Genomic DNA, 20,717 nt, shown 5'->3' on the forward strand with positions numbered 1-20,717 from the left:
GGAGCAAACTTATGCGTTTAGCGTATAAAGGATTAATTGGTGTAGCTGTAAGTGTTGTAGTTTTACCATTGCTGGCTAATGCAAATAGCGCTGCAAAGTTAACTTTTAGCGAGTCAAAAATAAACGCGCCTTTTGAGCTGACCCATCCGATTATTGCTGCAGACTTACTGCCGCAATCGGGCAAGGAACTGGTCGCTTTCGGGATTGATAATATGAGTCAGCGCCGGATGGCCATTTACCAACTTGTTGATGGCCAATATAAATTGGTACATCAATATGAGCTGCCATTGGCGCTGCATAGCTTTGATATCACCGAGTCTACAACCCGTGGGCTGCAACAACTGTATTTCTTATCGCAAGATGAGTTGCTATTAATGTCGCCAGAGCAAAATCACTCGAGCCTGAACCTTGAGGTCGTAGCTGAGATAAATTCGTTATCATTTAAAGACCGCCCAGACTTTATTAGTCGTGGTGAGTTTATTAAAGATCTCAATGCGGACAATCAAGATGACATCCTGATCCATGATTTTAATCAAGTGCATCTATTTTTGGCGGGTGAGCAAGGATTTAACCGCCAAACTTTACCTATCAAGCCGCAATCTCGGTTATTTGAAGATGGGGCTACTTACACCCAATCTACGCTATATGTCAGTGACTTTAACCTCGATGGATTGGCGGACATTATTAAAATTGGTGAGGGCGAATTAGAAGTATATAAGCAGACGGACTCAAGCCGTTTTGATCCCATCGCCCAGTATGTTTCAGTGAGTCAGCCTATTAGCGGCATTGACTGGTGGAATAAACGAGACGCTTACGGTGAGCAATTAGATCAAAGTGAGTTGGTTTATCGCAAAGTAGAAGAGCTTAAAGATCTGAATGACGATGGCGTTAGCGATATGGTGATCCGTTATACCAAAAGTACTGGGGTATTTGATCGTGTTAATGATTACGAGATCTACTTAGGTAAGGCGAAAGACGGCAGAATCACTTTTCCTAAAAAGCCCAACAGCGTAGTTAGGGCTGAGGGCACGTTAACGGGCTTGGAGTTTGTTGATATCGACAGTGACAATAAAGATGAAGTGCTGGTTGCTGGCTTTGATATTGGTGTGAGCCAAGTGGTTGGAGCCTTGTTATCAGGCAGCATAGATCAAGATGTGCATCTATTTAAAATGGATGAAAATAGTCACTTTAATGATGAATCTAACGTAACCAAAGAAGTGGAACTTAACTTTAGCTTGAGCTCGGGGCAGTCTGGCAGCCCTGTGGTTAAACTTGCCGATCTTAATGGCGACGGGTTAAAAGACCTATTGCTGTCAGAAGATGAGTCAACCTTAAGGATCTACTTAGGAAAGCCCGGTAAAGGTTTATTTAGTCGTAATGCCCAAGAGCATGAGTTAGCACTGCCTGTTGAGGGCGGCATGTTAATGGTGGATGATTTGAACGATGATGGTAGAGAGGATCTGCTGATCAAATATGGTCGTCAAGACGATAAGTCTTTAGCCAATCAATTTAGAGTATTTTTTGCAGGATAGCTTGGGGTGCAGAGGCGAAATTCACATTAAGCGTAATATTATTTTATAGAGTTAGCGCGTTAATTTTTTTATTTCGTTTGGGCGAAAATCGGTGTTTCCCGCCTCTGCTTAACAGGGTACAGCCTGTTAAATTAGTGGCTGCGTAGTAGTTGTTTAATACGCAGGCCTAGAGACTTAGTTTGTTGCACTATGGGAAAGAGTTTTGGATTCGACTTTTGCTCATTTTGGTGAACAATCTGATATACCTTTTTGGTCGTTAGGCCATAGTCTTTAGCGACATCAGATAGTAAACGACCTTTGATTTTAACTTCGTTGATAACATTAAGGTTCATAGCATCCATCGGTATTTTCTCTTTCAATTCTAATGTGAACACATCAGTAGTTTGTACGTCTTTGAGCGTGGTGACGGAATTCCCTTGCCAAGGTGTAGTGCTCACCTTGTCGTTACTCTTTGGCCTCTTTTATTGGTTATTCTTATTACCGCTGAGTACTCAAATATGAGTATGCTTAAGCTGTGCCAAACTGGCCAAGTTTTTTAATTCATTACAATTCATACGGTTAAATATCCATGCTTGATAAAAGGGCATTGCTTTTAAAATTGATTGCACTGAATTGGAGCGTGAGCGCACACATTTAGTGCAATTTGTGCTGCTTAAAATTAAGCCACTTGGGCTTTGAAGCATTGTTTAATCAGATCTGCTTTATATACTGCTAAAAAAATACAACTTATAAGTCGTCGCTTTTGTTATTCGCAAAAGCAGTTAGGAGTGGTAAACATGAGCGCAAAACGTAGTTCGATTCTTGCAGGTGGCTTAGCTGCTGTCATGCTGATTTCTGGTTGCCAAACAACCAACCCATACACCAATGAATCTCAAAATGGTAAAGCGACTAATGGTGCACTAATTGGTGCTATCGCGGGTGCTGCAATTGGTGTGGCATCATCAAGTAAGAGTGACCGTGGTAAAGGTGCATTGATTGGTGCAGCTTCTGGTGCGGCGCTTGGTGGTGGTATCGGTTATTACATGGACGTGCAGGAAGCTGAACTGCGTAAGCAGTTACAAGCGTCTGGCGTTAGCGTGACACGTAGTGGTGACAATATCATTTTGAATATGCCAAATGATGTGACTTTCGGTGTAGACCAAACAGATTTGAGTCAACGTGCGCAGCAAGTACTTAATAGTGTTGTGCTGGTGGCCTTAGAATATGACGAAACCAAACTTAACGTTATGGGGCACACCGATAGTTCGGGGGCTGAGTCTTATAATTTAAGACTGTCGCAGGTACGTGCAAGTGAAGTGGCAAATTACTTAACTCAACATAAAGTGCCTGCGATGCGAGTTGCGTCTCATGGCATGGGTGAGTCAAAGCCAATTGCATCAAACCAGACTAAGCAAGGTCGCGCAGAGAACCGCCGAGTTGAAATTATTCTTAGCCCAATGCCAACAGCATAAGTCTGCATTTACACGCTAAACTCTCGCTGAGTGCCCAAATCTTTATACTAATTGGTATAAGCCATCTTCGGATGGCTTTTTTGATCTAGAAATTCGAGTTTTAGACTTTTTGTCCATGATAAGTAGAAATCTAGTGATTAAGGTCGCGTGGTTAAACACAAAGCTGTTTAGTCATGGCTTGGGCATTGTGATTTGCTAGCGGATGTTTTCTCATTAGCAATAACAATATGTGATGACACATAAATAAGTCTAATTAGAACATGAGCAAAAAATAATGAAGAAATGGTTGTTAGTTTCACTGTTAGCCCTACCTATCGCAGCCCAAGCTACCCCGATTGAATTAAGAGCTGCTGGCAGCCTTAAAAATGCAATGAAAGATATCGTCAGTGCTTACCAGCAAGAGACTAAGCAGCAAGTTGATGCCGATTTTGGTCCATCGGGTTTATTAAGAAAACGCATTGAAAATGGCGAACAAGTTGGCGTGTTTGCCTCTGCTAATATGAAGCATCCGCAAACATTAAAAGCTGCAGGTAAAGGCGATAATGTGGTGATGTTTGCGCGCAACCAAATGTGTGCACTCGCTCAAGCCGATGTGAAAATTGATAGCATGGGTTTACTCGATGTAATGCTTAACCCTAGCATTAGGGTTGGCACGTCAACGCCGAAGGCTGACCCTTCTGGCGATTATGCTTGGAAGATTTTTGCCAAAGCGGATGCGGTAAAAGCTGGCGCCAAAGCGACATTAGAGCAAAAAGCGTTACAACTTACTGGTGGTGAAAAGAGTGCTAAAGCCCCGAAAGGACGTAATACCTATGGTTGGGTAATGGAAAACAAGCGCGCAGATGTGTTTTTAACTTACTGTACTAATGCGGTTTTGGCACAAAAAGAGGTGCAAGATCTACAAATTGTACAAATGCCAGAGCCACTAGCTGTAGGTGCTAATTATGGCTTAATCGTTTTAGATAATGCCCATGATGATGCGTGGAAATTAGCGATGTTTATCTTATCTGCTTCAGGCCAAGAGATTTTAGCGGACTATGGTTTTGATGCACCGTTAAAGCAGTAATATTTTCCGTCATGTTAAGCAAAAAGGCCGCGTTAGCGGCCTTTTTTTGTCTTTGGGCAAAGGCTTAATTTAGTAAGAAAACAGTCGCTAAACCTAAGAAAGCAAATAGACCGATTACATCAGTAACAGTTGTTAGTACCATACCGCCAGCTAAAGCAGGATCGATATTCATCCGCTTCAACATTAGCGGAATAGTTGCACCAGCAAGGCCAGCTACTGTCATATTGATAAGCATAGCGCCTGCAATCAATCCACCTAAGGCGATATCCCCTTTCCATAACCAAACTGCTGCAAATACAAGAACAGACCACAGCAAGCCGTTAAGGAAGCCAATGGCTAGCTCTTTACCAATTAGCCAGCGAGAGTTACTTTGGCCAATTTGACCAAGGGCAATACCACGGATCACCAGTGCTAACGTTTGGTTACCTGCAACCCCGCCCATACTTGGCACAATGGTCATTAAAATTGCGATGGTAGCAAACTGCTCAATGGTCCCTTCAAACATATTACTGACAGACGCGGCTAGCAATGCGGCAAATAGGTTTACAGTTAGCCACAGCGAGCGGCGAAAGGTACTTTTCAGTACTGGGCCGAAGGTATCGGTGTCGTCATCCATACCCGCCATACCCATCATTGAGTGTTCGGCATCTTCACGAATAACATCGACTACATCATCAATGGTGATACGACCCAGCAGTTTGTCATTTTCATCGATAACAGGGGCTGACACCCAGTCATGGCGTTCAAATAGCTGTGCCACTTCGCTGTCGGACATGCCAACAGGGATGGCTTCAAGATCTGACACCATAATTTCACGTACTGATGCATTTGGATCGCAGGTCAGTAGATCGGCAATACGCACACCGCCTAATACGCGGTCGTGTTTGTCTACCACGTACAGCATATCGGTGGCTTCGGGCAGTTCACCGCGAATGCGCAGGTAGCGCAAGATCACATCGATATTAACGTCAGGCCTTAAGGTGACGGTATCGGTATTCATTAAACTACCGGCGGTGTCATCAGGATACGACAGAGCTTGCTCTACTCGAACTCGGTCTTGCTTGCTCATCGACTGTAAAACTTGCTTAAAAATACTGTCTGGCAGGCTACGTAAAATATAAGCCAAGTCATCAGTGTCCATGCTTTGTGCGGCTTTTGCGACGCGCTCAGGACTCATTTGTGAAATCAGGCTATCTTTGAGTTCTTCACCCAGTTCATCGAGGATCTCACCTGTATGTTCTTGGTCAATCAGTTGCCACAGCACTTGACGAGTGCGAGGTGGAGAAGATTCGAGAATAAAGGCAATGTCTGATGCGGCCATATCCTGCAACATGTTGCGAACATGGACAAACATACCGTTGCCTAATGCTTGAGTCAGCTGATTGAGACGTTGGTCTGTTGTTTCATTGTCTAAGACTTCAATCGGCATAGCTCCCTCACAGGGTAGATTTAAAGGCGCTTATAGTAGCTTAAGTGCTAGATGTGTGTTGATACTTACTATAGATAAATCAGTTGATTAGTTAACAGTCTTCATCAAATTTAGCATTGATTAATTGGCAAACGGCATCGAGTGCTGTTTGCGCATCTGGACCAGTTGCAATGAGTTGTACACGTTTGCCCATTCCGGTTTCTAGCATTAATAAGCCTAGTACACTTGTTGCCGAAGCCTGTTTTTCACCTTGGATAATGGTGATTTTAGCGTCGAACTCAGAGGCTAATACTACAAGTTTTGTGGCAGCGCGAGCGTGTAGACCAAGCTTATTGCAAATGGTTACCTCACGCTCAATGGTCGGCATTTTTTAGCTCTCGGTGACGGGCTTGTACCTTATGTTTACCATTTTTAAAGTGAGCCGCTAGGCGCTCGGTGATATAGACAGAGCGATGTTGGCCGCCAGTACAACCAATCGCTATGGTGAGGTAACTGCGGTTATTACGCTCAAGATCCGGTAACCAAGTTGTGAGTAGATCTTCGATCTGCTTAATAAATTGATTCACCCTTGGGCGCTCATTTAAAAAGTCTTGTACTGGTTTGTCTAGGCCTGTCATTGGGCGTAGATCTGGCTCCCAGTGCGGATTTGGTAAGAAACGCACATCAAACATGAAGTCGGCTTCAGTTGGCATGCCGTGCTTAAAGCCAAATGATTCGAAATTAATCATCAGTTCTTTGTCAACATTGCCAAGCAAGATCTCGCGCACCTGATCGTTTAGATCATAAATATTCAGGCTGGAAGTATCTATGTAGTGATCAACGATATTAGCGAGAGGCTCAAGCAAGCGCGCCTCTGTTTCAATGGCTTCTTTTAACGAAACATTGTCATGAGATAATGGGTGTAGGCGTCGAGTTTCATTGTAGCGCTTAAGCAGCACTTCATCGCTCGAGTTTAAAAAGAAGCTAAGTAACTCAACCCCGTCCGGCAGAAAGGTAAGGTGCTTAACTAGCTCTGCTTTATTTTCCGGTAGGTTGCGTATATCAACACTGATAGCCACAAGTTTAGTATTACCTGATAATTCTTTCAGTAATGTGCCCATCATAGGCAGCGGAAGGTTATCGACACAATAGTAGCCGAGATCTTCTAGCATTCTGAGTAACACTGATTTACCTGAACCGGATCGACCAGAGACTAAAACAAGCTTCATTGTATGATTACCTGATTGAAATATGAGGTTTATGACTATGCGTTTGTATTGGTATAGATTAACTTTTTTAAGCTCTAAAGCAAGAGCTTAAGTGGATGCTGAAGCAGAAATCATCTAGCTGTAATAATTACTTAGGCCTTTAAATCATCAGTGTTTGAACACAGAAAACAATTTAAAGGCCTGAAATCGTAATTACTGGGTAATGACTTGGTATAGCTCTGACTCGTTACTGGTTTTTCTCAACTGTTTAAGTACAGCTTTATCGTTGAGTTTTTCCGCCATTGAAGACAGTGTAGCTAAATGCTGTTCACACTGATCTGATGGCACCAATAAGGCAAATAGAATATCGACGGGTTGTTTGTCGATGGCGTCAAATGCGATTGGGTCTTCACACTTCACCAGCACCGCAACCGGACGCTCTATATTGGTCAGCCTTCCATGCGGAATGGCTATACCGTTACCTATACCCGTGCTACCCATTTTTTCTCTCGCCAAGAGACTTTCAAAGATCTCTTGTGAAGAAAGGGTAGGGTACTGGACAGCGGCAATATCACTGATTAACTCCAATACCTTTTTCTTACTGCCCGGAGTGGCGCAGGTAGTGCACTCCGGCTGCAGGATGGTACTTAGTTCCATCGTTAGTGTTTAATTAGCTTCTCTTTGTGTTTAATTACCTGACGGTCGAGCTTATCGATCAGGGAGTCTATTGCGGCATACATATCCGCATGTTCCGAAACGGCAAAGACTTCGCCTTTTTTCAGGTGGATCTTTGCTTCGGCTGTTTGCTGCATTTTTTGTACATTCAAAATAACGTGCACATTATTGATCTGATCGAAATGCCGTTCAAGCTTTGTGAATTTTTCTTCCACATAGCCACGTAATGAAGCGGTAATTTCGATGTGATGTCCTGTCAGATTGATTTGCATATATCGATCCTCCAAATGCCTAATTTTGAGTTATAAACTCTTACGTTGGTTTGAGGGAGGGATCAGCATCGCTTCTCGATATTTAGCGATCGTACGTCTAGCAACTTTAATCCCTTGTTCTGCCAAAAGCTGCGCCATCTTGCTGTCGCTTAATGGTTTCTTTTGGTTTTCAGCAGCAACAAGCTTTTTGATAAAGGCTCTAATTGCAGTTGATGAACATTCTCCGCCATCGTCGGTACCGACGTGACTAGAGAAGAAGTATTTAAGTTCGAATATGCCCCTTGGGGTATGCATATACTTTTGCGTGGTAACACGTGAAATGGTTGATTCATGCATTTCAACCGCTTCTGCAATGTCATTAAGTACCATAGGCTTCATTGCCTCTTCACCGTATTCAAAAAATCCTTGCTGGAATTTAACAATACAGTTGGTCACTTTTAATAGGGTGTCATTGCGGCTTTCTAAACTCTTAATAAACCATTTAGCTTCTTGTAAGTGGCCACGAATAAATTGACCATCGGCTTGGTTTGTTGTGCTGCGAGCCATCGATGCATAATGCTGATTTACATTAATTTTAGGCATGTAATCTGGGTTTAATTCAACGACCCAGCGGCCCTTTTTCTTGCTAACAGAGACGTCTGGGATCACGTATTCGTCTTTGCTGCGAGCAATCGCTAATCCTGGTCTTGGATTAAGGGTTTGTATCAAAGTGATGGCTTCACGAAGCTCATCTTCCTTGAGCTTAGTTTTACGCATTAATTGCCTAAAATCACGGCCAGCAATTAAATCTAAATAGTCTTTTATTAATAATCGCGCGTTGTCGATATGCGGGGTTTCTGGTGCATATTGCGCTAATTGGATCAGTAAGCATTCACTTAGATTGCGTGCGGCAACGCCAATTGGATCAAAGTGTTGGATACGTTTTAGTACAGCTTCAACTTCGTCTAACTCAGTTTCAGGATCGCCCATTGCTTCTAAAATATCATCGCAGCTTTGGGTCAAATAACCACGCTCATCAATAGCGTCGATAATCGCTGTCGCAATCGCAAGATCGTTATCTGAAAATGGGGTTAGATTTTTTTGCCACTCAAGATGTTCGTATAAGCCTTCGCTGGTTTCACCTTGAAAAGGCATATCATCTTCGCGGCTAACACCAGAGCTTGAATTAGAAGAAACGGTGTAGACTTCATCCCAGGTCGTATCCATTGGTAGGTCGTCTGGCATAGAGTCTTGAGTTAATGCGTCGGAGGTTTCTACTGTGGCGCTATCTTGATTTTGGTTGACGTCATTTGAGGACGGGTCGTCAGTTTGATCCATATCGCCATCTGATTGCTCTTCGTCTAGTTCCAGTAATGGATTAGATTCTAATGCTTGTTGGATCTCTTGTTGCAGCTCTAAAGAAGACAATTGTAACAGGCGGATAGCCTGTTGCAATTGTGGAGTCATAGTGAGCTGCTGACCCATTTTGAGCTGGAGTGACGCTTTCATCGTACCGCTATTCCCTACACTGTAGTTAAACGTTAAAGCTGGCTGATCTAGCTAATAAAACTAAAAAACTTAATACTTTGATTTTATTCTAAATAGTAATAGGTATTAAGTTTTAAGGTTTGAAACTGTGAATTAACTATAGCCTGAATTGTTCACCTAAGTACACTGCTCGAACTTGCTGGTTGTCTAAGATCTCAGCGGGTGTGCCTTCGGCGATGAGATTTCCGTGACTAACGATATAAGCATGCTCACATACATCAAGTGTTTCACGTACGTTGTGGTCAGTGATGAGTACACCTAGCCCACGACCTTTTAGTTGTTCGATAATCTTTTTAATATCGATAACTGAGATAGGGTCAACACCAGCAAAGGGTTCATCTAATAGAATGAACTTAGGATTTGCCGCTAATGCTCTAGCGATTTCTACGCGGCGTCGTTCACCACCCGACAGCGCCATACCTTGGCTATCGCGAATGTGAGTGATGTGGAACTCTTCTAGTAGATGCTCAAGCTGTTCTTCACGTTGCTCATCATTGATATCACTACGAGTTTGCAATACAGCCATAATGTTGTCGCGAACAGATAGCTTTCTGAAGATACTCGCTTCTTGTGGTAGGTAGCCGATACCTTTGCGGGCGCGTAAATGCATTGGATCTAAGGTGAGGTCGTCGTCATCGATAAAGATTTTACCTTTATCGCTTTGTACTAGGCCTACCACCATGTAGAAAGTTGTGGTTTTACCTGCACCGTTAGGGCCAAGCAAACCAACGATCTGACCGGTTTTCACGGTTAAGCTAACATCTTGCACTACTGCACGGTTTTTGTAGCTTTTAGCAAGGTTGCTCGCTTTTAAGGTAATTTGGCTCATTACTGTTCCTGTTTTACTGGCGTTTCAGATTTATCTTCCTGATAGGTTTCAGGCTGAATAATGGTGATAACTCTGTCATCGCCTTGGCCGGTACTTTCAGCAATAAGCTGTTGCTTGCTAATATTGTATTTGATGCGGTTACCGGTAACTTGACTACCATCTTGCTCAAGTGTTGCATCCCCAACCAAGGTTAGTGTACGCGTAGCGAGCTCGTAGCGGATCTCTTTCGCGCTTGCGGTTGCCGGGCGACCATCGTCCATTGTTTGGGTATATGTTGCTGGCTTGCCTGTTGCTACAAGGGTTTTCCCGCTTTTATCTGCTTTAGAAAATACCCGTAACTCGTCAGCATTCATCTTAATTGAACCTTGAGTCACCTCAACTGGGCCAAAGAAAATAACTTGGTTATTTTTGATATCAGCTTCTTGGCTCGCTGCTGCGATTTTTACTTCTTGCTCTAAGTCATCGACTTTAGCTACGGTGTTAAAACTAAGCAGGCAAAAAAGGCCGGCCAAAAGAGTGTGATTGTATTTCATAGTGTCCTTCTACTCAGCTAAAACACTTTGTTAGCTGCGGTATATATATGTGCAATATTAGTGTATTACTTGGCCTCGTAGATCCCTTCTACTTGGCTGATTAGTTTTACACTTTGGGCATTCAGGTCGGCATAAAGCCCCATACCTTGAATGACAAATTCGTTGCCAGTGACGTGGATCATTTCATCAGATGTCATGATCATCGTATCGAGATCCAACTCGAGATAATTTGTACTTAATGTTTGGATCGGCTCTTCTGGGCTAATTGAATCGATAATAACATCGTTTTCTAAAGTTACCTTCCCCGTGATCTTATTATGGCTGCCTTTCGTGCTTTTTAGCTGCCACTGCGCTTGACCATCATCAGGGTAAATAAGGTAAACAGGATCAGTAAAGTAAGTCATGCTGGCACTGTCAAAGTGTTCCATGTGCTTAGCGGTTACTTCGCTGTTGATCAAGCCTTGCTCGTTATACTCAATGCTACGTAAGTCGTCGATGATATAGTCTGGGCGTTGGCTTACGTCGATATCTAGCGCTTCTTCGCTCTTTTTCGATTGCACTTGCCAATATAAAAATAGCGCGGTGCCAAAAAATAGGATTATCGCTAGGGTAACGCGGTTCATATACTCATCCCGTGGGCTGACTCAAACTTATTTTGGCTTAAAAGCAACAAGTCTGTTAGTTCGCGCAGTGCTCCGTGACCACCTTTAATGTGAGTGGTCATTTTAGCGTGTTGTTTTACATATGGGTGACCGTCGGCGACACATACAGATAAGCCAACCTGCTGCATAACGGGTAAGTCGACCATGTCATCACCAATGTAGGCCACTTCTTCTGGACTCACATTGTAAAGCGATAGCAATTCTTTATAAGGCGCTAGCTTATCATCAACACCTTGATAAATATGGGTCACACCCAGTGCGGTAAACCTATCTTCAACAATTTGCGACTTACGCCCAGTAATGATGGCAACGTGAATATCACTCGATAGCACTGAACGCACGCCGTAGCCGTCACGAGTATGGAAGGTTTTAAGCTCTTCGCCACTATTGCTCATGTAAACAAGGCCGTCGGAGAACACGCCATCAACATCACAGATAAGCAGTTTTATTTTACTTGCAGCTAGCCAAACATCATCGCTTATTGGGCCGTAAAATCCTTGGTGAGACATATTAAATTACTCCTGCTTTAACCATATCGAGCATATTTAATGCGCCTACAGGCTGTTGTTGTTCATTAATCACAATTAAGCCATTAATACTTTTAGTATCCATGACTTTTAAGGCTTCTGCTGCCAATATATTGTCTGTAATAGTAACGCAGCCTTTAGTCATCACATCAGCGATTGAAGTGGTTCTTAAGTTTACATCTGCATCGATTACGCGGCGTAAATCACCATCAGTAAAAATACCCACTAAGGTATCGCTATCATCAACAACAGCTGTCATGCCTAAGCCTTTTTTAGAGATTTCATATAGCGCATCGGTAATGCAGATATTGTCTCTAACACTAGGTAGGCCATCACCTTTATGCATCACATCACTGACTTTTAATAATAGCTTTCGACCTAAGCTGCCACCAGGGTGAGACAGAGCAAAGTCATCTTGAGTAAAGCCACGAGCTTGCAGCAGTGCCACGGCGAGGGCATCACCCATCACCAGTGTTGCAGTGGTGCTTGATGTTGGCGCAAGTCCAAGGGGGCAAGCCTCTTCTGGCACTTCAATACACAAGTGTAGTTGTGCAAGTTTTGCCATGCTTGAGTCTGGTTTACCCGTTACAGAAATCAGCGGTAAGCCCATGCGTTTTATTACGGGCAATAAGGTCAAAATCTCGCTGGCTTCGCCGGAGTTTGAAATTGCCAGTACGATATCGTTTTCACTTAGAACACCTAAATCACCGTGGCTGGCTTCACCTGGATGAACAAAAAAAGCCGGTGTGCCGGTGCTAGCCAAAGTAGCTGAAATTTTGTTGCCTATATGACCAGATTTGCCCATGCCCATCACAATCACTTTACCCGTGCATTGCAAGATTAATTGGCATGCTTGAGCAAATGCTGAAGAGTCGACGTACTGGTACAAGTTATCGAGTGCTCGTTTCTCTATATCGATAACTTTAGTGCCCCATTGGCGTAGTTGATTTTCATCTACCATTTCTTGGTCTCTCTTTAAACTGCTTGGCCTCTTGTCCTGAGATTAAGATAGGAACAGGAGTGCTTGGTATGCAATAAATGTAATAAGTAATACTACGCCATGCCAAGGCTTTAGCTGCTTAGCACGTCCTGATAGCAAAATAAGAACCGCTAATGCGCTGCTCGTGGCAAGCACCATATAAAAATCACGTGTACTCGCCGCAGCATCAACTGCGCCAGGCGCGATGATACCAGGTATAGCAAGTACCGCTAAAATATTGAATAAGTTTGAACCAACAATGTTACCGATAGCAAGGTCATCTTCCTTTTTTAAGACTCCTGCCACACAAGCTGCAAGTTCAGGCAAACTAGTGCCCACCGCAATAATGGTTAGTCCAATGACTAAATCGGATAAATGGTAGGCTTTAGCGATTCCAACAGCACCTTGTACCATCCAGTCTGCTGAAAGTGGCAATAATACCATGCCCACAACCAGCCAAAAAATCGCTTTAGCAGTTGGTACGTCTGCTGGGATCTCTTCTGCGGCTTCTTCGGCTAATGCATCACGGTTTTTACTATGAAGGCCGTGCCAAATGAGATACCCCATCAGCGCAATGAATAGCACTAATAGGCTAATACCTTCAACGCGAGTTAAAAAGCCATCGTAAAGAAAATAGCCGACAATTAGTGTTGCCACCAACATCATTGGAATTTCACGTTTAAGCGTTTGTGAACTTACCGAGATTGCACCAAGTAGCGCAGTAATACCAAGAATTAGGGTGATATTTGCGATGTTAGAACCGAGAACGTTACCAATTGCAGTGTCAGTCATGCCCTCTAGCGAAGCTGTTGCCGCAACAAACATTTCTGGTGCTGAACTACCCATGGCAACAATCGTTAGTCCGATTAGCATTGGCGGTAAACCAAGGTTGCGAGCAAAAGCGGCTGCGCCGTAAACAAACTTATCGGCACTCCAAACTAGGGCACCTAAACCGGCGACTAACAAAAAAATATTAAATAACATCGATTCTTAGTATTTGTGGGTATAACGGCGTATTTTCGCTGTAATTGAAGAAAAATGAAAGTATTGCTGTGAGATAGTCTTGATTTGGTTGTACCTATAAGGTCAATTACGTACAATTTCTCCCTTTCCGGTACGGAAAATGGATGTTTCCACAATATATTAAATGCAGGGTACTTGCATGACACATACCTCGAAAACATTGGTTGAAATCCAAAATATGGCCTTTAGCCGCGGTGAGCATGTCATTTATGAAGATGTTAGCCTGTCGATCCCTCAAGGAAAGGTTACCGCAATCATGGGGCCTAGCGGGATAGGCAAAACTACGCTGTTAAAATTGATTGGTGGTCAGCTAACGCCAGATAGTGGCGTGGTGTTATTCGACGGTATTGATGTACACAAGTGCAATCGTAATGAGCTTTTTGCACTACGAAAGCGTATGAGTATGCTGTTTCAAAGTGGCGCACTTTTTACCGATATGAATGTATTCGATAATGTGGCCTTTGCACTTCGAGAACATTCTGGTCTGCCTGAAGCGATTATCAGAAAAATCGTATTAATGAAGCTTGAAGCTGTGGGGTTGAGAGGTGCTGCCCAGTTAATGCCTACGGAGCTTTCTGGCGGTATGCAGCGCCGAGCGGCACTGGCGAGAGCAATTGCATTAGAGCCGGAAATGATCCTTTATGATGAGCCGTTTACTGGGCAAGATCCTATTTCTATGGGAGTGCTAGTTAAGCTTATTCGAGAGCTTTCTGACGCATTAAACCTCACATCAGTTGTCGTGTCTCATGATGTAACAGAGGTACTTGGAATTGCGGACTATGTTTATGTGCTAGCAGATAAACGTATTATTGCTCATGGTACCCCTGAAGAGCTGCGATTAGCGGATAATCCGCAGTTAAAACAGTTTATTGGTGGTGAGCCTGATGGCCCAGTGCCTTTCCATTATCCGGCTGCAGATTATAAGAAGGAACTTCTCAGTGAGCTTGATTGATCAGGTTGCTCGTCTTGGGCGCAGTGCTATTGATTTAGTAATTGGCTTAGGCAAAGCCGGTTTAATGCTGTGGGGAGCGATAGCGCATCGACCTCGTTTTCGTAAAGGTACGCCGTTACTGATAAAGCAATTGTATGTTATTGGCGTACAGTCGATGGTGATTATCATCGTCTCGGGCTTGTTTATTGGTATGGTATTGGCATTGCAGGGCTATAATATTCTTGTTGGCTTTGGTACCGAAGAAAGTCTTGGCCCGATGGTGGCATTGAGCTTATTACGAGAATTAGGCCCAGTGGTAACTGCGCTGCTCTTTGCTGGACGTGCAGGTTCTGCACTGACTGCAGAGCTAGGATTGATGAAAAGTACCGAGCAGTTATCTAGTCTTGAGATGATGGCCGTTGATCCACTTAGGCAGATTATTGCACCAAGATTTTGGGCTGGGGTGATAAGCCTGCCTTTGCTCGCACTGATGTTTACCGCAGTAGGCATCTATGGTGGCCACCTTGTTGGTGTTGAGTGGAAAGGAATTGATAGCGGTAGTTTTTGGTCGATTTTACAAGCCTCTGTTGAATGGCGCCAAGATATTGTTAACTGCATGATTAAAAGCTTTTTGTTTGCAATCGTTGTCACTTGGATTGCGCTATACCGCGGTTATCATGTGACGCCAAACCCTGAAGGGATCAGTCGAGCGACAACGCAAACCGTAGTGCAATCTAGCCTAGCCGTGTTGGCGTTAGACTTCTTACTGACGGCGATGATGTTTGGCCAGTAATTTATGGGGATGCAGGGAAAGACCTCGTCGTTAATTATTGTTTAGATTTATTGAATAGAGTGGTAAATGAGTTATGTTGACAAGGAAGATTGAGATTTTAGTTGGTCTATTTTTATTGTCTGGGCTAGCAGCGTTTTTAGTTTTGGTGTTTAACGTTGCTAATGTTGAAGTAAAAACAGGCGATAGCAGTTACACGTTACACGCTAAATTTAGTAATATTGGCGGCTTAAAAGTGCGCTCACCTGTTAAAGTGGGTGGCGTGGTCGTTGGGCGTGTTAGTGCTATCAACCTAGATCCTGAAAAGCTTGTGCCAGTTGTCAGTATTGCAATGGATAAGCGTTACCACTATTTTCCAGAAACAAGCACATTATCGATCCTTACATCAGGTTTACTTGGTGAGCAGTTTTTAGGGTTAACCCCAGGGTTTATGGACGACGACATCGAGTTATTAGTTGATGGGGACAGTATTGAAGATACCCATTCAGCATTAGTTTTAGAGGAGCTGATCGGGCAGTTCTTATATAGCATGGGTTCAAAGGATTAACCTTTTCAGGATGAGCAGTAGGGGATTTAGGTATGTTTAAAGGTTTATATCGTCACATTGTATTAGCTGTTGTAGCGCTATTTAGTATTGGCGCTCAGGCTGCAGAAGCTGAAATCGATCAAAGCAACCCGTATACTCTGGTTGAGCAAGTTGCCAATAAGACTTTTGCTCGCTTTCATAAGGATGAAAAGCTGATTGCTGAAAATCCTGATCATCTAAAAGTGATTGTGACTGAAGAATTGATGCCGTATATCGATTACAAATACGCATCGTACAAGGTATTAGGGCAATATTTGCGTGATACCAGCAAAGATCAGCGTGGACGCTTTGTTGAAGCCTTTAGAGGCTATTTAATTTCCACTTATGCGCAAGCATTTACTGAATATACAGATCAAACTGTTGAATACGGCAAGGCGCAGGACTTTTCAGGTGAAAAGTTTGCTAACGTGTATGTACAAGTTGTCGAGCAAGGTAGACCTGCGATTAAATTGCAATTCAAAGCGCGCCGTTTGAAAGATGGTAACTGGAAGGCATTTGACCTAGTAGCTGAAGGTGTAAGCTTATTGTCTTCAAAGCAATCTGAAATTACTAATCTGGTCCGTCAACAAGGGATTGAATCTGTAATTGATATGCTTAATGAACGTACCGCAAAACATATCGATTTGCCGTCGGCTGAGAAGTAAAGCTCGTGGCCGAATTTAAACAACAAGGGAATACTTGTATTGTTTCTGGTCAATTAGATCAACAAGCGGTACGCAGTCTATGGAATGGGCGCGACAGTATTTTAGCGACAGAAACCTCTGCTTTGCAGCTTTCTGAGATTGAATATTGTGACAGTGCTGGCGTGGCATTTTTACTCGAGTTAGTCGGTATATATGCCGCCAAGGGCGTGAGCCTTAAGTTAGTCTCACCTTCAGAGCAGCTTAAGAAATTTATAATATTGTATGATTTAAACGACTTCTTTATTGAAGAAGCTAAGTAAGGTGAATAGTTCCATGGAATGCAAAGAAATTGAAACCATCCTTTTAGAATCGCTTTCTTTAGAGGAAGTTAAAGTGACCCAAGAAGGGACACATTACAAAATTATTGCAGTAGGAGAGTGCTTTGACGGTATGGGACGAGTCAAGCAACAACAGACTATTTACGGCCCATTAATGGCTCACATTACCAGTGGTGAGCTACACGCAATTACGATTAATGCATTCACGCCAACACAATGGAAGCGTGAAAAAGTCTTTAATATGTAAGTGCGGATTTAGAGAGTTAAAGTGGATAAATTAAAAATTGAAGCAAGTGGTGCACTTGCTGGAAACGTAGTTATTTCAGGTGCTAAAAATGCCGCTTTGCCTATTCTGATGGCAGGTGTGTTGGCTGAAACTGATTTTAACGTTTCTAATGTACCAAACTTAAGAGATGTGAATACTAGTTGCGAACTGCTGCGTTGTCTGGGCGCAGAAGTTACTCGTTCAGGTACTGATCAAGTCTGTATTTCTACAACTAATCTAAATGAATTTTGTGCACCGTATGAGTTAGTTAAAACCATGCGTGCATCGATCCTTATTTTAGGTCCTTTGTTGGCGCGTTATGGTAAGGCTGATGTGTCTTTACCTGGCGGCTGTGCTATCGGCGCTCGTCCTGTTAACTTGCATTTGCAAGGGCTTGAGCAGATGGGCGCAAAGATCGAAGTTAAAGAAGGTTACATCAAAGCACGGGTTGATGGTCGCTTAAAAGGCGCACATATCTTTATGGATATGATTAGCGTTGGCGCAACTGAAAACTTGCTAATGGCGGCTGCACTTGCTGATGGCGAAACCATTATCGAGAACGCTGCACGTGAACCTGAGGTTGTCGATCTTGCTAATTGCTTAATTGCAATGGGGGCAAAAATTGAAGGTGCGGGTACAGATACCGTGCGCATTCAAGGTGTTGAATCACTCCAAGGTTGTCACTACCAAGTGATGCCAGACCGTATTGAGACCGGTAGCTTCTTAGTTGCAGCAGCTGTGACTCGCGGTAAGATCCGCTGTACTAAAGCTGATCCAAAATCGCTTGAGGCGGTATTGGCGAAACTTGAAGATGCGGGTGCAAACATTACCACTGGTGATGATTGGATTGAGCTTGATATGCAGGGCAAGCGCCCTAAAGCTGTCAATATCAAAACTGTTGCATACCCAGGTTTTCCAACCGATATGCAAGCACAGTTCTGCGTGTTAAATGCGCTAGCTGAGGGAACTGCTACGATCACTGAAACGATTTTCGAAAATCGTTTTATGCATGTACCAGAGCTAAGCCGTATGGGCGCGACCATGGAGCTTGAAGGCAATACTTGTATTATTCACGGTATTGAAAAGCTTAATGGTGCGCAGGTAATGGCAACAGATTTACGTGCATCAGCAAGCTTAGTGATTGCAGGTTTAGTTGCCGAAGGCACAACAACGGTTGATCGCATCTACCACTTAGATCGCGGCTATGAACATATCGAAGATAAGTTTAAAGGCTTAGGCGGACAAGTCGTACGTGTGAAGTCTTAATTTTTACTCAGATAAAAATTAGCAATAAAAAGCCATTTAAGTGAAAACTTAAATGGCTTTTTTGTGTCTTTGAATTATGAACTAGCGCAAACTCTGCGCTAACGGAATTAGAACTAGATCAAGTTGCTAACAATGGCTAAATGTTAACGTTAGCCCATGCCTGTATTCGTCACATTTAATATTTATCTTTTTTACGGCCTAGTGTTTTTTTCTGTAGGCTGCGCAGTCTTGTTTCGAAACTTTCGTTTTAGTCAGCTAAAAATAGCCCCCACCTTATGGGCACTTGCGGTGTTTGGTTTTTCCCATGCATTTCATGAGTGGTCTGAACTTTATGTACTTATATTTACTGGGCATATTGCTGAAGAATATAAGCTATTAACCTTGTGGCTATGTTTGGCTAAGCTATTTTTGTCTTATCTTGCGCTAATGATATTTGCATGGCAGATCTTAAGTATCAGCAATAAGCGCCTTGCCGTTATTGGTCATAGTCTTATCGTTTTGATTATCTTGCTTTATGGCTATTTGGTGATCCCAGATCTTCACCATTTATCTGTTAACCGCAGTGGTTTTGTCGAAGCTAGCCAATATACACGAGTTCTGATTGGCTTTGGCAGTGCGCTTTTGGCGGGGATTGGCATGATGGTTTATGGCTTTAATCTTAGGCAAGAGCAGCATAGTTATGGCAATTACTTTGCCTTATGTGGTGTGGGTTTGGTGATTTATGGCGGGCTTTCGGGTCTTGTGCCGACAGATTATCACTATAGCGTGCCTATTTCCCGAACGTTAGCTGGAGCCTTAATTTTAGTGGCTTTATTTAAGGCGCTTAAAATTTTTGATTTGGAAAAAGAGCAAGCAACAGCTGCTAAGCTCAAGCGGGCAATTGAAGCAGATAAATACAAAGCCATAGGTCAGCTGGCCATGGGGGTGGCGCATGAAATTAATAACCCTTTAGCCTCATCAACCCTTGCTCTTGATTTATTAGAACGTAAACACCCGACTTTATGCAGCTCTCAAAGTCATTATTTAGCTCGTGTACGTTTAGGTGTTGAGCGTGCATCCTCAATTAGTCAGGAGCTATTGAATTATGCTAGGCCTACTAGCGGCAAACGCAGCTTTGTTGCGCTTAGAGAGGTGCTTAATTCAGCAGTAAAACTATTATCCCATCGAACTAAACAGCATCATATAACAATCTGTTGCAGCGATAGCATAGTGCTATGTGCAGAACGGATTAAGTTAGAGGAGCTCTTTATCAATCTGCTATGTAATGCCATTGATGCTTGTGAGCCGCAAGACAGTATCAAGGTGACGGCGCAACAAGATGAAACTCAGGTTCAAATTACAGTAGAAGATAGTGGTAGTGGCATGACAACAACACAATTAGCTCGAGCTACTGAGCTATTTTACTCAACAAAAGCGGTTGGTCAGGGCACAGGGCTTGGTTTAGCGATTTGTGAGCAAATCGTCGCCTTACATAATGGCAAAATGCAGATTGCTAGTAAGGAAGGGATGGGGACTCAGATCACGCTTACATTTTATCGAGGACATGATTAATGACACGGGTATTGTTGGCTGAAGATGATATTGAACTTAGCGAGAGTATAGTGGAAATACTAGAGCTTGAAGGCTTTGATGTTACCGCTGTAAATAGTGCGGAAGAAGCGATAGAAGTCAGCTTGCATGAGCATTTCGATATTGCATTACTTGATCTGTTAATGTCAGGTATGACTGGCGTAGAGGCGATATCTAATCTTAGGCACAACCAGCCTTTTCTCGCTGTGATTATCATTACCGCTTACGCCACTGTAGATACTGCCGTCGATGCGATGAAAAAAGGCGCTGATAGCGTAATGACTAAGCCTTTTAAAGCAGATGAGTTAATAGTGACTGTGAAGCGCAGTTTAGCCGAAAAGCAGCTGTTAGAAAGCAGAGGGGATTTAGATGCTGACTTAGTGTATAGCGCGCTAGCAAACCCTTATAGACGTAAAGCGTTACGGGTATTGGCTGGGCATAAAGCACTTAAGTTTATGGATCTGTGCCGCTTAGTTGAAATAGATGATCATACTAAGTTTAATTTTCATATTAGACAGTTAAAGAAAGCAGGGCTTGTTATGCAAAATGCGAACAAGCTCTACATTTTGACAAATAGTGGTCGATTTGTGTTAACAAACCATAATTTATCAAGCGACTAAAAGTTTAAATAAAATAGCGTGTTAAGTCATTTCTGAT

25 protein-coding genes are annotated in these 20,717 nt (G+C 43.0%); 12 read left to right on the forward strand and 13 right to left on the reverse strand.

The features are described from left to right. Positions 1-11 precede the first annotated feature (11 nt). Positions 12-1,532, forward strand: a complete 1,521-nt coding sequence (locus MSG37_RS17760; protein WP_248472012.1) for a VCBS repeat-containing protein — start codon at positions 12-14, stop codon at positions 1,530-1,532. 131 nt (positions 1,533-1,663) lie between these two features. Here the strand turns inward: MSG37_RS17760 and MSG37_RS17765 are convergent, their stop codons facing one another. Beyond that, the gene (locus tag MSG37_RS17765; protein ID WP_248472013.1) at positions 1,664-1,969 is read right to left on the reverse strand and encodes a hypothetical protein; all 306 of its coding nucleotides are present in this window, start codon (positions 1,967-1,969) and stop codon (positions 1,664-1,666) included. 339 nt (positions 1,970-2,308) lie between these two features. On the opposite strand from MSG37_RS17765, the gene MSG37_RS17770 reads away from it, so the two are divergent. Both MSG37_RS17770 and MSG37_RS17775 read left to right on the forward strand, forming a co-directional pair. Beyond that, on the forward strand, positions 2,309-2,983 hold the full coding sequence (locus MSG37_RS17770) for an OmpA family protein (protein ID WP_248472014.1): 675 nt from the start codon (positions 2,309-2,311) through the stop codon (positions 2,981-2,983). A 274-nt stretch (positions 2,984-3,257) separates the two neighbouring features. Beyond that, a complete protein-coding gene (locus MSG37_RS17775) occupies positions 3,258-4,049 on the forward strand; it encodes a molybdate ABC transporter substrate-binding protein (protein WP_248472015.1) in 792 nt (263 codons plus the stop codon). Between the two features lie 64 nt (positions 4,050-4,113). Here the strand turns inward: MSG37_RS17775 and mgtE are convergent, their stop codons facing one another. The 12 genes from mgtE to MSG37_RS17835 form a co-directional block, all read right to left on the reverse strand. Continuing rightward, positions 4,114-5,478: a magnesium transporter gene (gene mgtE / locus MSG37_RS17780; RefSeq protein WP_248472016.1), complete on the reverse strand. Its 1,365-nt coding sequence runs from the start codon at positions 5,476-5,478 to the stop codon at positions 4,114-4,116. 91 nt (positions 5,479-5,569) lie between these two features. Beyond that, positions 5,570-5,845, reverse strand: a complete 276-nt coding sequence (locus tag MSG37_RS17785) for an HPr family phosphocarrier protein (protein ID WP_248472017.1) — start codon at positions 5,843-5,845, stop codon at positions 5,570-5,572. Beyond that, positions 5,832-6,686 (reverse strand): RNase adapter RapZ, encoded by an 855-nt coding sequence (gene rapZ, locus MSG37_RS17790; RefSeq protein ID WP_248472018.1) that lies wholly within the window; start codon positions 6,684-6,686, stop codon positions 5,832-5,834. The genes MSG37_RS17785 and rapZ overlap by 14 nt, the downstream gene beginning before the upstream one ends. A gap of 192 nt (positions 6,687-6,878) precedes the next feature. Further along, positions 6,879-7,322 carry a PTS IIA-like nitrogen regulatory protein PtsN gene (gene ptsN, locus MSG37_RS17795; protein WP_248472019.1) on the reverse strand — a complete coding sequence of 148 codons (444 nt, stop codon included), beginning with the start codon at positions 7,320-7,322 and terminating at the stop codon, positions 6,879-6,881. Between the two features lie 2 nt (positions 7,323-7,324). After that, positions 7,325-7,612 (reverse strand): ribosome hibernation promoting factor, encoded by a 288-nt coding sequence (hpf, locus tag MSG37_RS17800; protein ID WP_248472020.1) that lies wholly within the window; start codon positions 7,610-7,612, stop codon positions 7,325-7,327. A 30-nt stretch (positions 7,613-7,642) separates the two neighbouring features. After that, positions 7,643-9,100, reverse strand: a complete 1,458-nt coding sequence (locus MSG37_RS17805; RefSeq protein WP_248472021.1) for an RNA polymerase factor sigma-54 — start codon at positions 9,098-9,100, stop codon at positions 7,643-7,645. A 136-nt stretch (positions 9,101-9,236) separates the two neighbouring features. After that, complete coding sequence (gene lptB / locus MSG37_RS17810) at positions 9,237-9,968, reverse strand: LPS export ABC transporter ATP-binding protein (RefSeq protein WP_248472022.1); 732 nt, start codon at positions 9,966-9,968, stop codon at positions 9,237-9,239. Beyond that, entirely contained in the window at positions 9,968-10,501 is a 534-nt protein-coding gene (gene lptA / locus MSG37_RS17815; protein WP_248472023.1) for a lipopolysaccharide transport periplasmic protein LptA, read from the reverse strand. Before lptA ends, lptB begins: the two co-directional genes overlap by 1 nt. Before the next feature lie 65 nt (positions 10,502-10,566). Continuing rightward, positions 10,567-11,124, reverse strand: a complete 558-nt coding sequence (gene lptC, locus MSG37_RS17820) for an LPS export ABC transporter periplasmic protein LptC (protein WP_248472024.1) — start codon at positions 11,122-11,124, stop codon at positions 10,567-10,569. Further along, positions 11,121-11,672 (reverse strand): 3-deoxy-manno-octulosonate-8-phosphatase KdsC, encoded by a 552-nt coding sequence (gene kdsC, locus MSG37_RS17825; RefSeq protein WP_248472025.1) that lies wholly within the window; start codon positions 11,670-11,672, stop codon positions 11,121-11,123. The genes lptC and kdsC overlap by 4 nt, the downstream gene beginning before the upstream one ends. A gap of 1 nt (position 11,673) precedes the next feature. Next, positions 11,674-12,651, reverse strand: coding sequence for a KpsF/GutQ family sugar-phosphate isomerase (locus MSG37_RS17830; protein WP_248472026.1), 978 nt, complete (start codon positions 12,649-12,651; stop codon positions 11,674-11,676). Positions 12,652-12,693: 42 nt separating this feature from the next. Then, a complete protein-coding gene (locus tag MSG37_RS17835) occupies positions 12,694-13,653 on the reverse strand; it encodes a calcium/sodium antiporter (protein ID WP_248472027.1) in 960 nt (319 codons plus the stop codon). Positions 13,654-13,831: 178 nt separating this feature from the next. Between MSG37_RS17835 and MSG37_RS17840 the strand changes: the two genes are divergently transcribed. The 9 genes from MSG37_RS17840 to MSG37_RS17880 all read left to right on the forward strand — a co-directional run bounded on the left by MSG37_RS17840 (position 13,832) and on the right by MSG37_RS17880 (position 20,680). After that, positions 13,832-14,644 (forward strand): ATP-binding cassette domain-containing protein, encoded by an 813-nt coding sequence (locus MSG37_RS17840; protein ID WP_248472028.1) that lies wholly within the window; start codon positions 13,832-13,834, stop codon positions 14,642-14,644. Further along, positions 14,631-15,416, forward strand: a complete 786-nt coding sequence (gene mlaE, locus MSG37_RS17845; protein ID WP_248472029.1) for a lipid asymmetry maintenance ABC transporter permease subunit MlaE — start codon at positions 14,631-14,633, stop codon at positions 15,414-15,416. The genes MSG37_RS17840 and mlaE overlap by 14 nt, the downstream gene beginning before the upstream one ends. A gap of 73 nt (positions 15,417-15,489) precedes the next feature. Continuing rightward, positions 15,490-15,960, forward strand: coding sequence for an outer membrane lipid asymmetry maintenance protein MlaD (gene mlaD, locus MSG37_RS17850; protein ID WP_248472030.1), 471 nt, complete (start codon positions 15,490-15,492; stop codon positions 15,958-15,960). Positions 15,961-15,992: 32 nt separating this feature from the next. Next, entirely contained in the window at positions 15,993-16,643 is a 651-nt protein-coding gene (locus MSG37_RS17855; protein ID WP_248472031.1) for an ABC transporter substrate-binding protein, read from the forward strand. Positions 16,644-16,648: 5 nt separating this feature from the next. Beyond that, complete coding sequence (locus tag MSG37_RS17860; RefSeq protein ID WP_248472032.1) at positions 16,649-16,942, forward strand: STAS domain-containing protein; 294 nt, start codon at positions 16,649-16,651, stop codon at positions 16,940-16,942. Between the two features lie 13 nt (positions 16,943-16,955). Next, complete coding sequence (locus MSG37_RS17865) at positions 16,956-17,207, forward strand: BolA family protein (RefSeq protein ID WP_248472033.1); 252 nt, start codon at positions 16,956-16,958, stop codon at positions 17,205-17,207. 21 nt (positions 17,208-17,228) lie between these two features. After that, positions 17,229-18,491 (forward strand): UDP-N-acetylglucosamine 1-carboxyvinyltransferase, encoded by a 1,263-nt coding sequence (gene murA / locus MSG37_RS17870; RefSeq protein WP_248472034.1) that lies wholly within the window; start codon positions 17,229-17,231, stop codon positions 18,489-18,491. Positions 18,492-18,719: 228 nt separating this feature from the next. Next, positions 18,720-20,042, forward strand: a complete 1,323-nt coding sequence (locus tag MSG37_RS17875; protein WP_248472035.1) for a HAMP domain-containing sensor histidine kinase — start codon at positions 18,720-18,722, stop codon at positions 20,040-20,042. Beyond that, on the forward strand, positions 20,042-20,680 hold the full coding sequence (locus MSG37_RS17880; protein ID WP_248472036.1) for a response regulator: 639 nt from the start codon (positions 20,042-20,044) through the stop codon (positions 20,678-20,680). The genes MSG37_RS17875 and MSG37_RS17880 overlap by 1 nt, the downstream gene beginning before the upstream one ends. Positions 20,681-20,717: the final 37 nt, after the last annotated feature.

Origin of the sequence: Shewanella sp. 1CM18E (genome assembly GCF_023161665.1) — a bacterium.
Lineage (GTDB): Bacteria > Pseudomonadota > Gammaproteobacteria > Enterobacterales > Shewanellaceae > Shewanella.

Coding starts and splice junctions, on each gene's coding strand:
- MSG37_RS17760 (WP_248472012.1), top strand. CDS start 12: ATGCGTTTAGCGTATAAAGGATTAATTGGTGTAGCTGTAAGTGTTGTA.
- MSG37_RS17770 (WP_248472014.1), top strand. CDS start 2,309: ATGAGCGCAAAACGTAGTTCGATTCTTGCAGGTGGCTTAGCTGCTGTC.
- MSG37_RS17775 (WP_248472015.1), top strand. CDS start 3,258: ATGAAGAAATGGTTGTTAGTTTCACTGTTAGCCCTACCTATCGCAGCC.
- mgtE (WP_248472016.1), bottom strand. CDS start 5,478: ATGCCGATTGAAGTCTTAGACAATGAAACAACAGACCAACGTCTCAAT.
- MSG37_RS17785 (WP_248472017.1), bottom strand. CDS start 5,845: ATGCCGACCATTGAGCGTGAGGTAACCATTTGCAATAAGCTTGGTCTA.
- rapZ (WP_248472018.1), bottom strand. CDS start 6,686: ATGAAGCTTGTTTTAGTCTCTGGTCGATCCGGTTCAGGTAAATCAGTG.
- ptsN (WP_248472019.1), bottom strand. CDS start 7,322: ATGGAACTAAGTACCATCCTGCAGCCGGAGTGCACTACCTGCGCCACT.
- hpf (WP_248472020.1), bottom strand. CDS start 7,612: ATGCAAATCAATCTGACAGGACATCACATCGAAATTACCGCTTCATTA.
- MSG37_RS17805 (WP_248472021.1), bottom strand. CDS start 9,100: ATGAAAGCGTCACTCCAGCTCAAAATGGGTCAGCAGCTCACTATGACT.
- lptB (WP_248472022.1), bottom strand. CDS start 9,968: ATGAGCCAAATTACCTTAAAAGCGAGCAACCTTGCTAAAAGCTACAAA.
- lptA (WP_248472023.1), bottom strand. CDS start 10,501: ATGAAATACAATCACACTCTTTTGGCCGGCCTTTTTTGCCTGCTTAGT.
- lptC (WP_248472024.1), bottom strand. CDS start 11,124: ATGAACCGCGTTACCCTAGCGATAATCCTATTTTTTGGCACCGCGCTA.
- kdsC (WP_248472025.1), bottom strand. CDS start 11,672: ATGTCTCACCAAGGATTTTACGGCCCAATAAGCGATGATGTTTGGCTA.
- MSG37_RS17830 (WP_248472026.1), bottom strand. CDS start 12,651: ATGGTAGATGAAAATCAACTACGCCAATGGGGCACTAAAGTTATCGAT.
- MSG37_RS17835 (WP_248472027.1), bottom strand. CDS start 13,653: ATGTTATTTAATATTTTTTTGTTAGTCGCCGGTTTAGGTGCCCTAGTT.
- MSG37_RS17840 (WP_248472028.1), top strand. CDS start 13,832: ATGACACATACCTCGAAAACATTGGTTGAAATCCAAAATATGGCCTTT.
- mlaD (WP_248472030.1), top strand. CDS start 15,490: ATGTTGACAAGGAAGATTGAGATTTTAGTTGGTCTATTTTTATTGTCT.
- MSG37_RS17855 (WP_248472031.1), top strand. CDS start 15,993: ATGTTTAAAGGTTTATATCGTCACATTGTATTAGCTGTTGTAGCGCTA.
- MSG37_RS17865 (WP_248472033.1), top strand. CDS start 16,956: ATGGAATGCAAAGAAATTGAAACCATCCTTTTAGAATCGCTTTCTTTA.
- MSG37_RS17880 (WP_248472036.1), top strand. CDS start 20,042: ATGACACGGGTATTGTTGGCTGAAGATGATATTGAACTTAGCGAGAGT.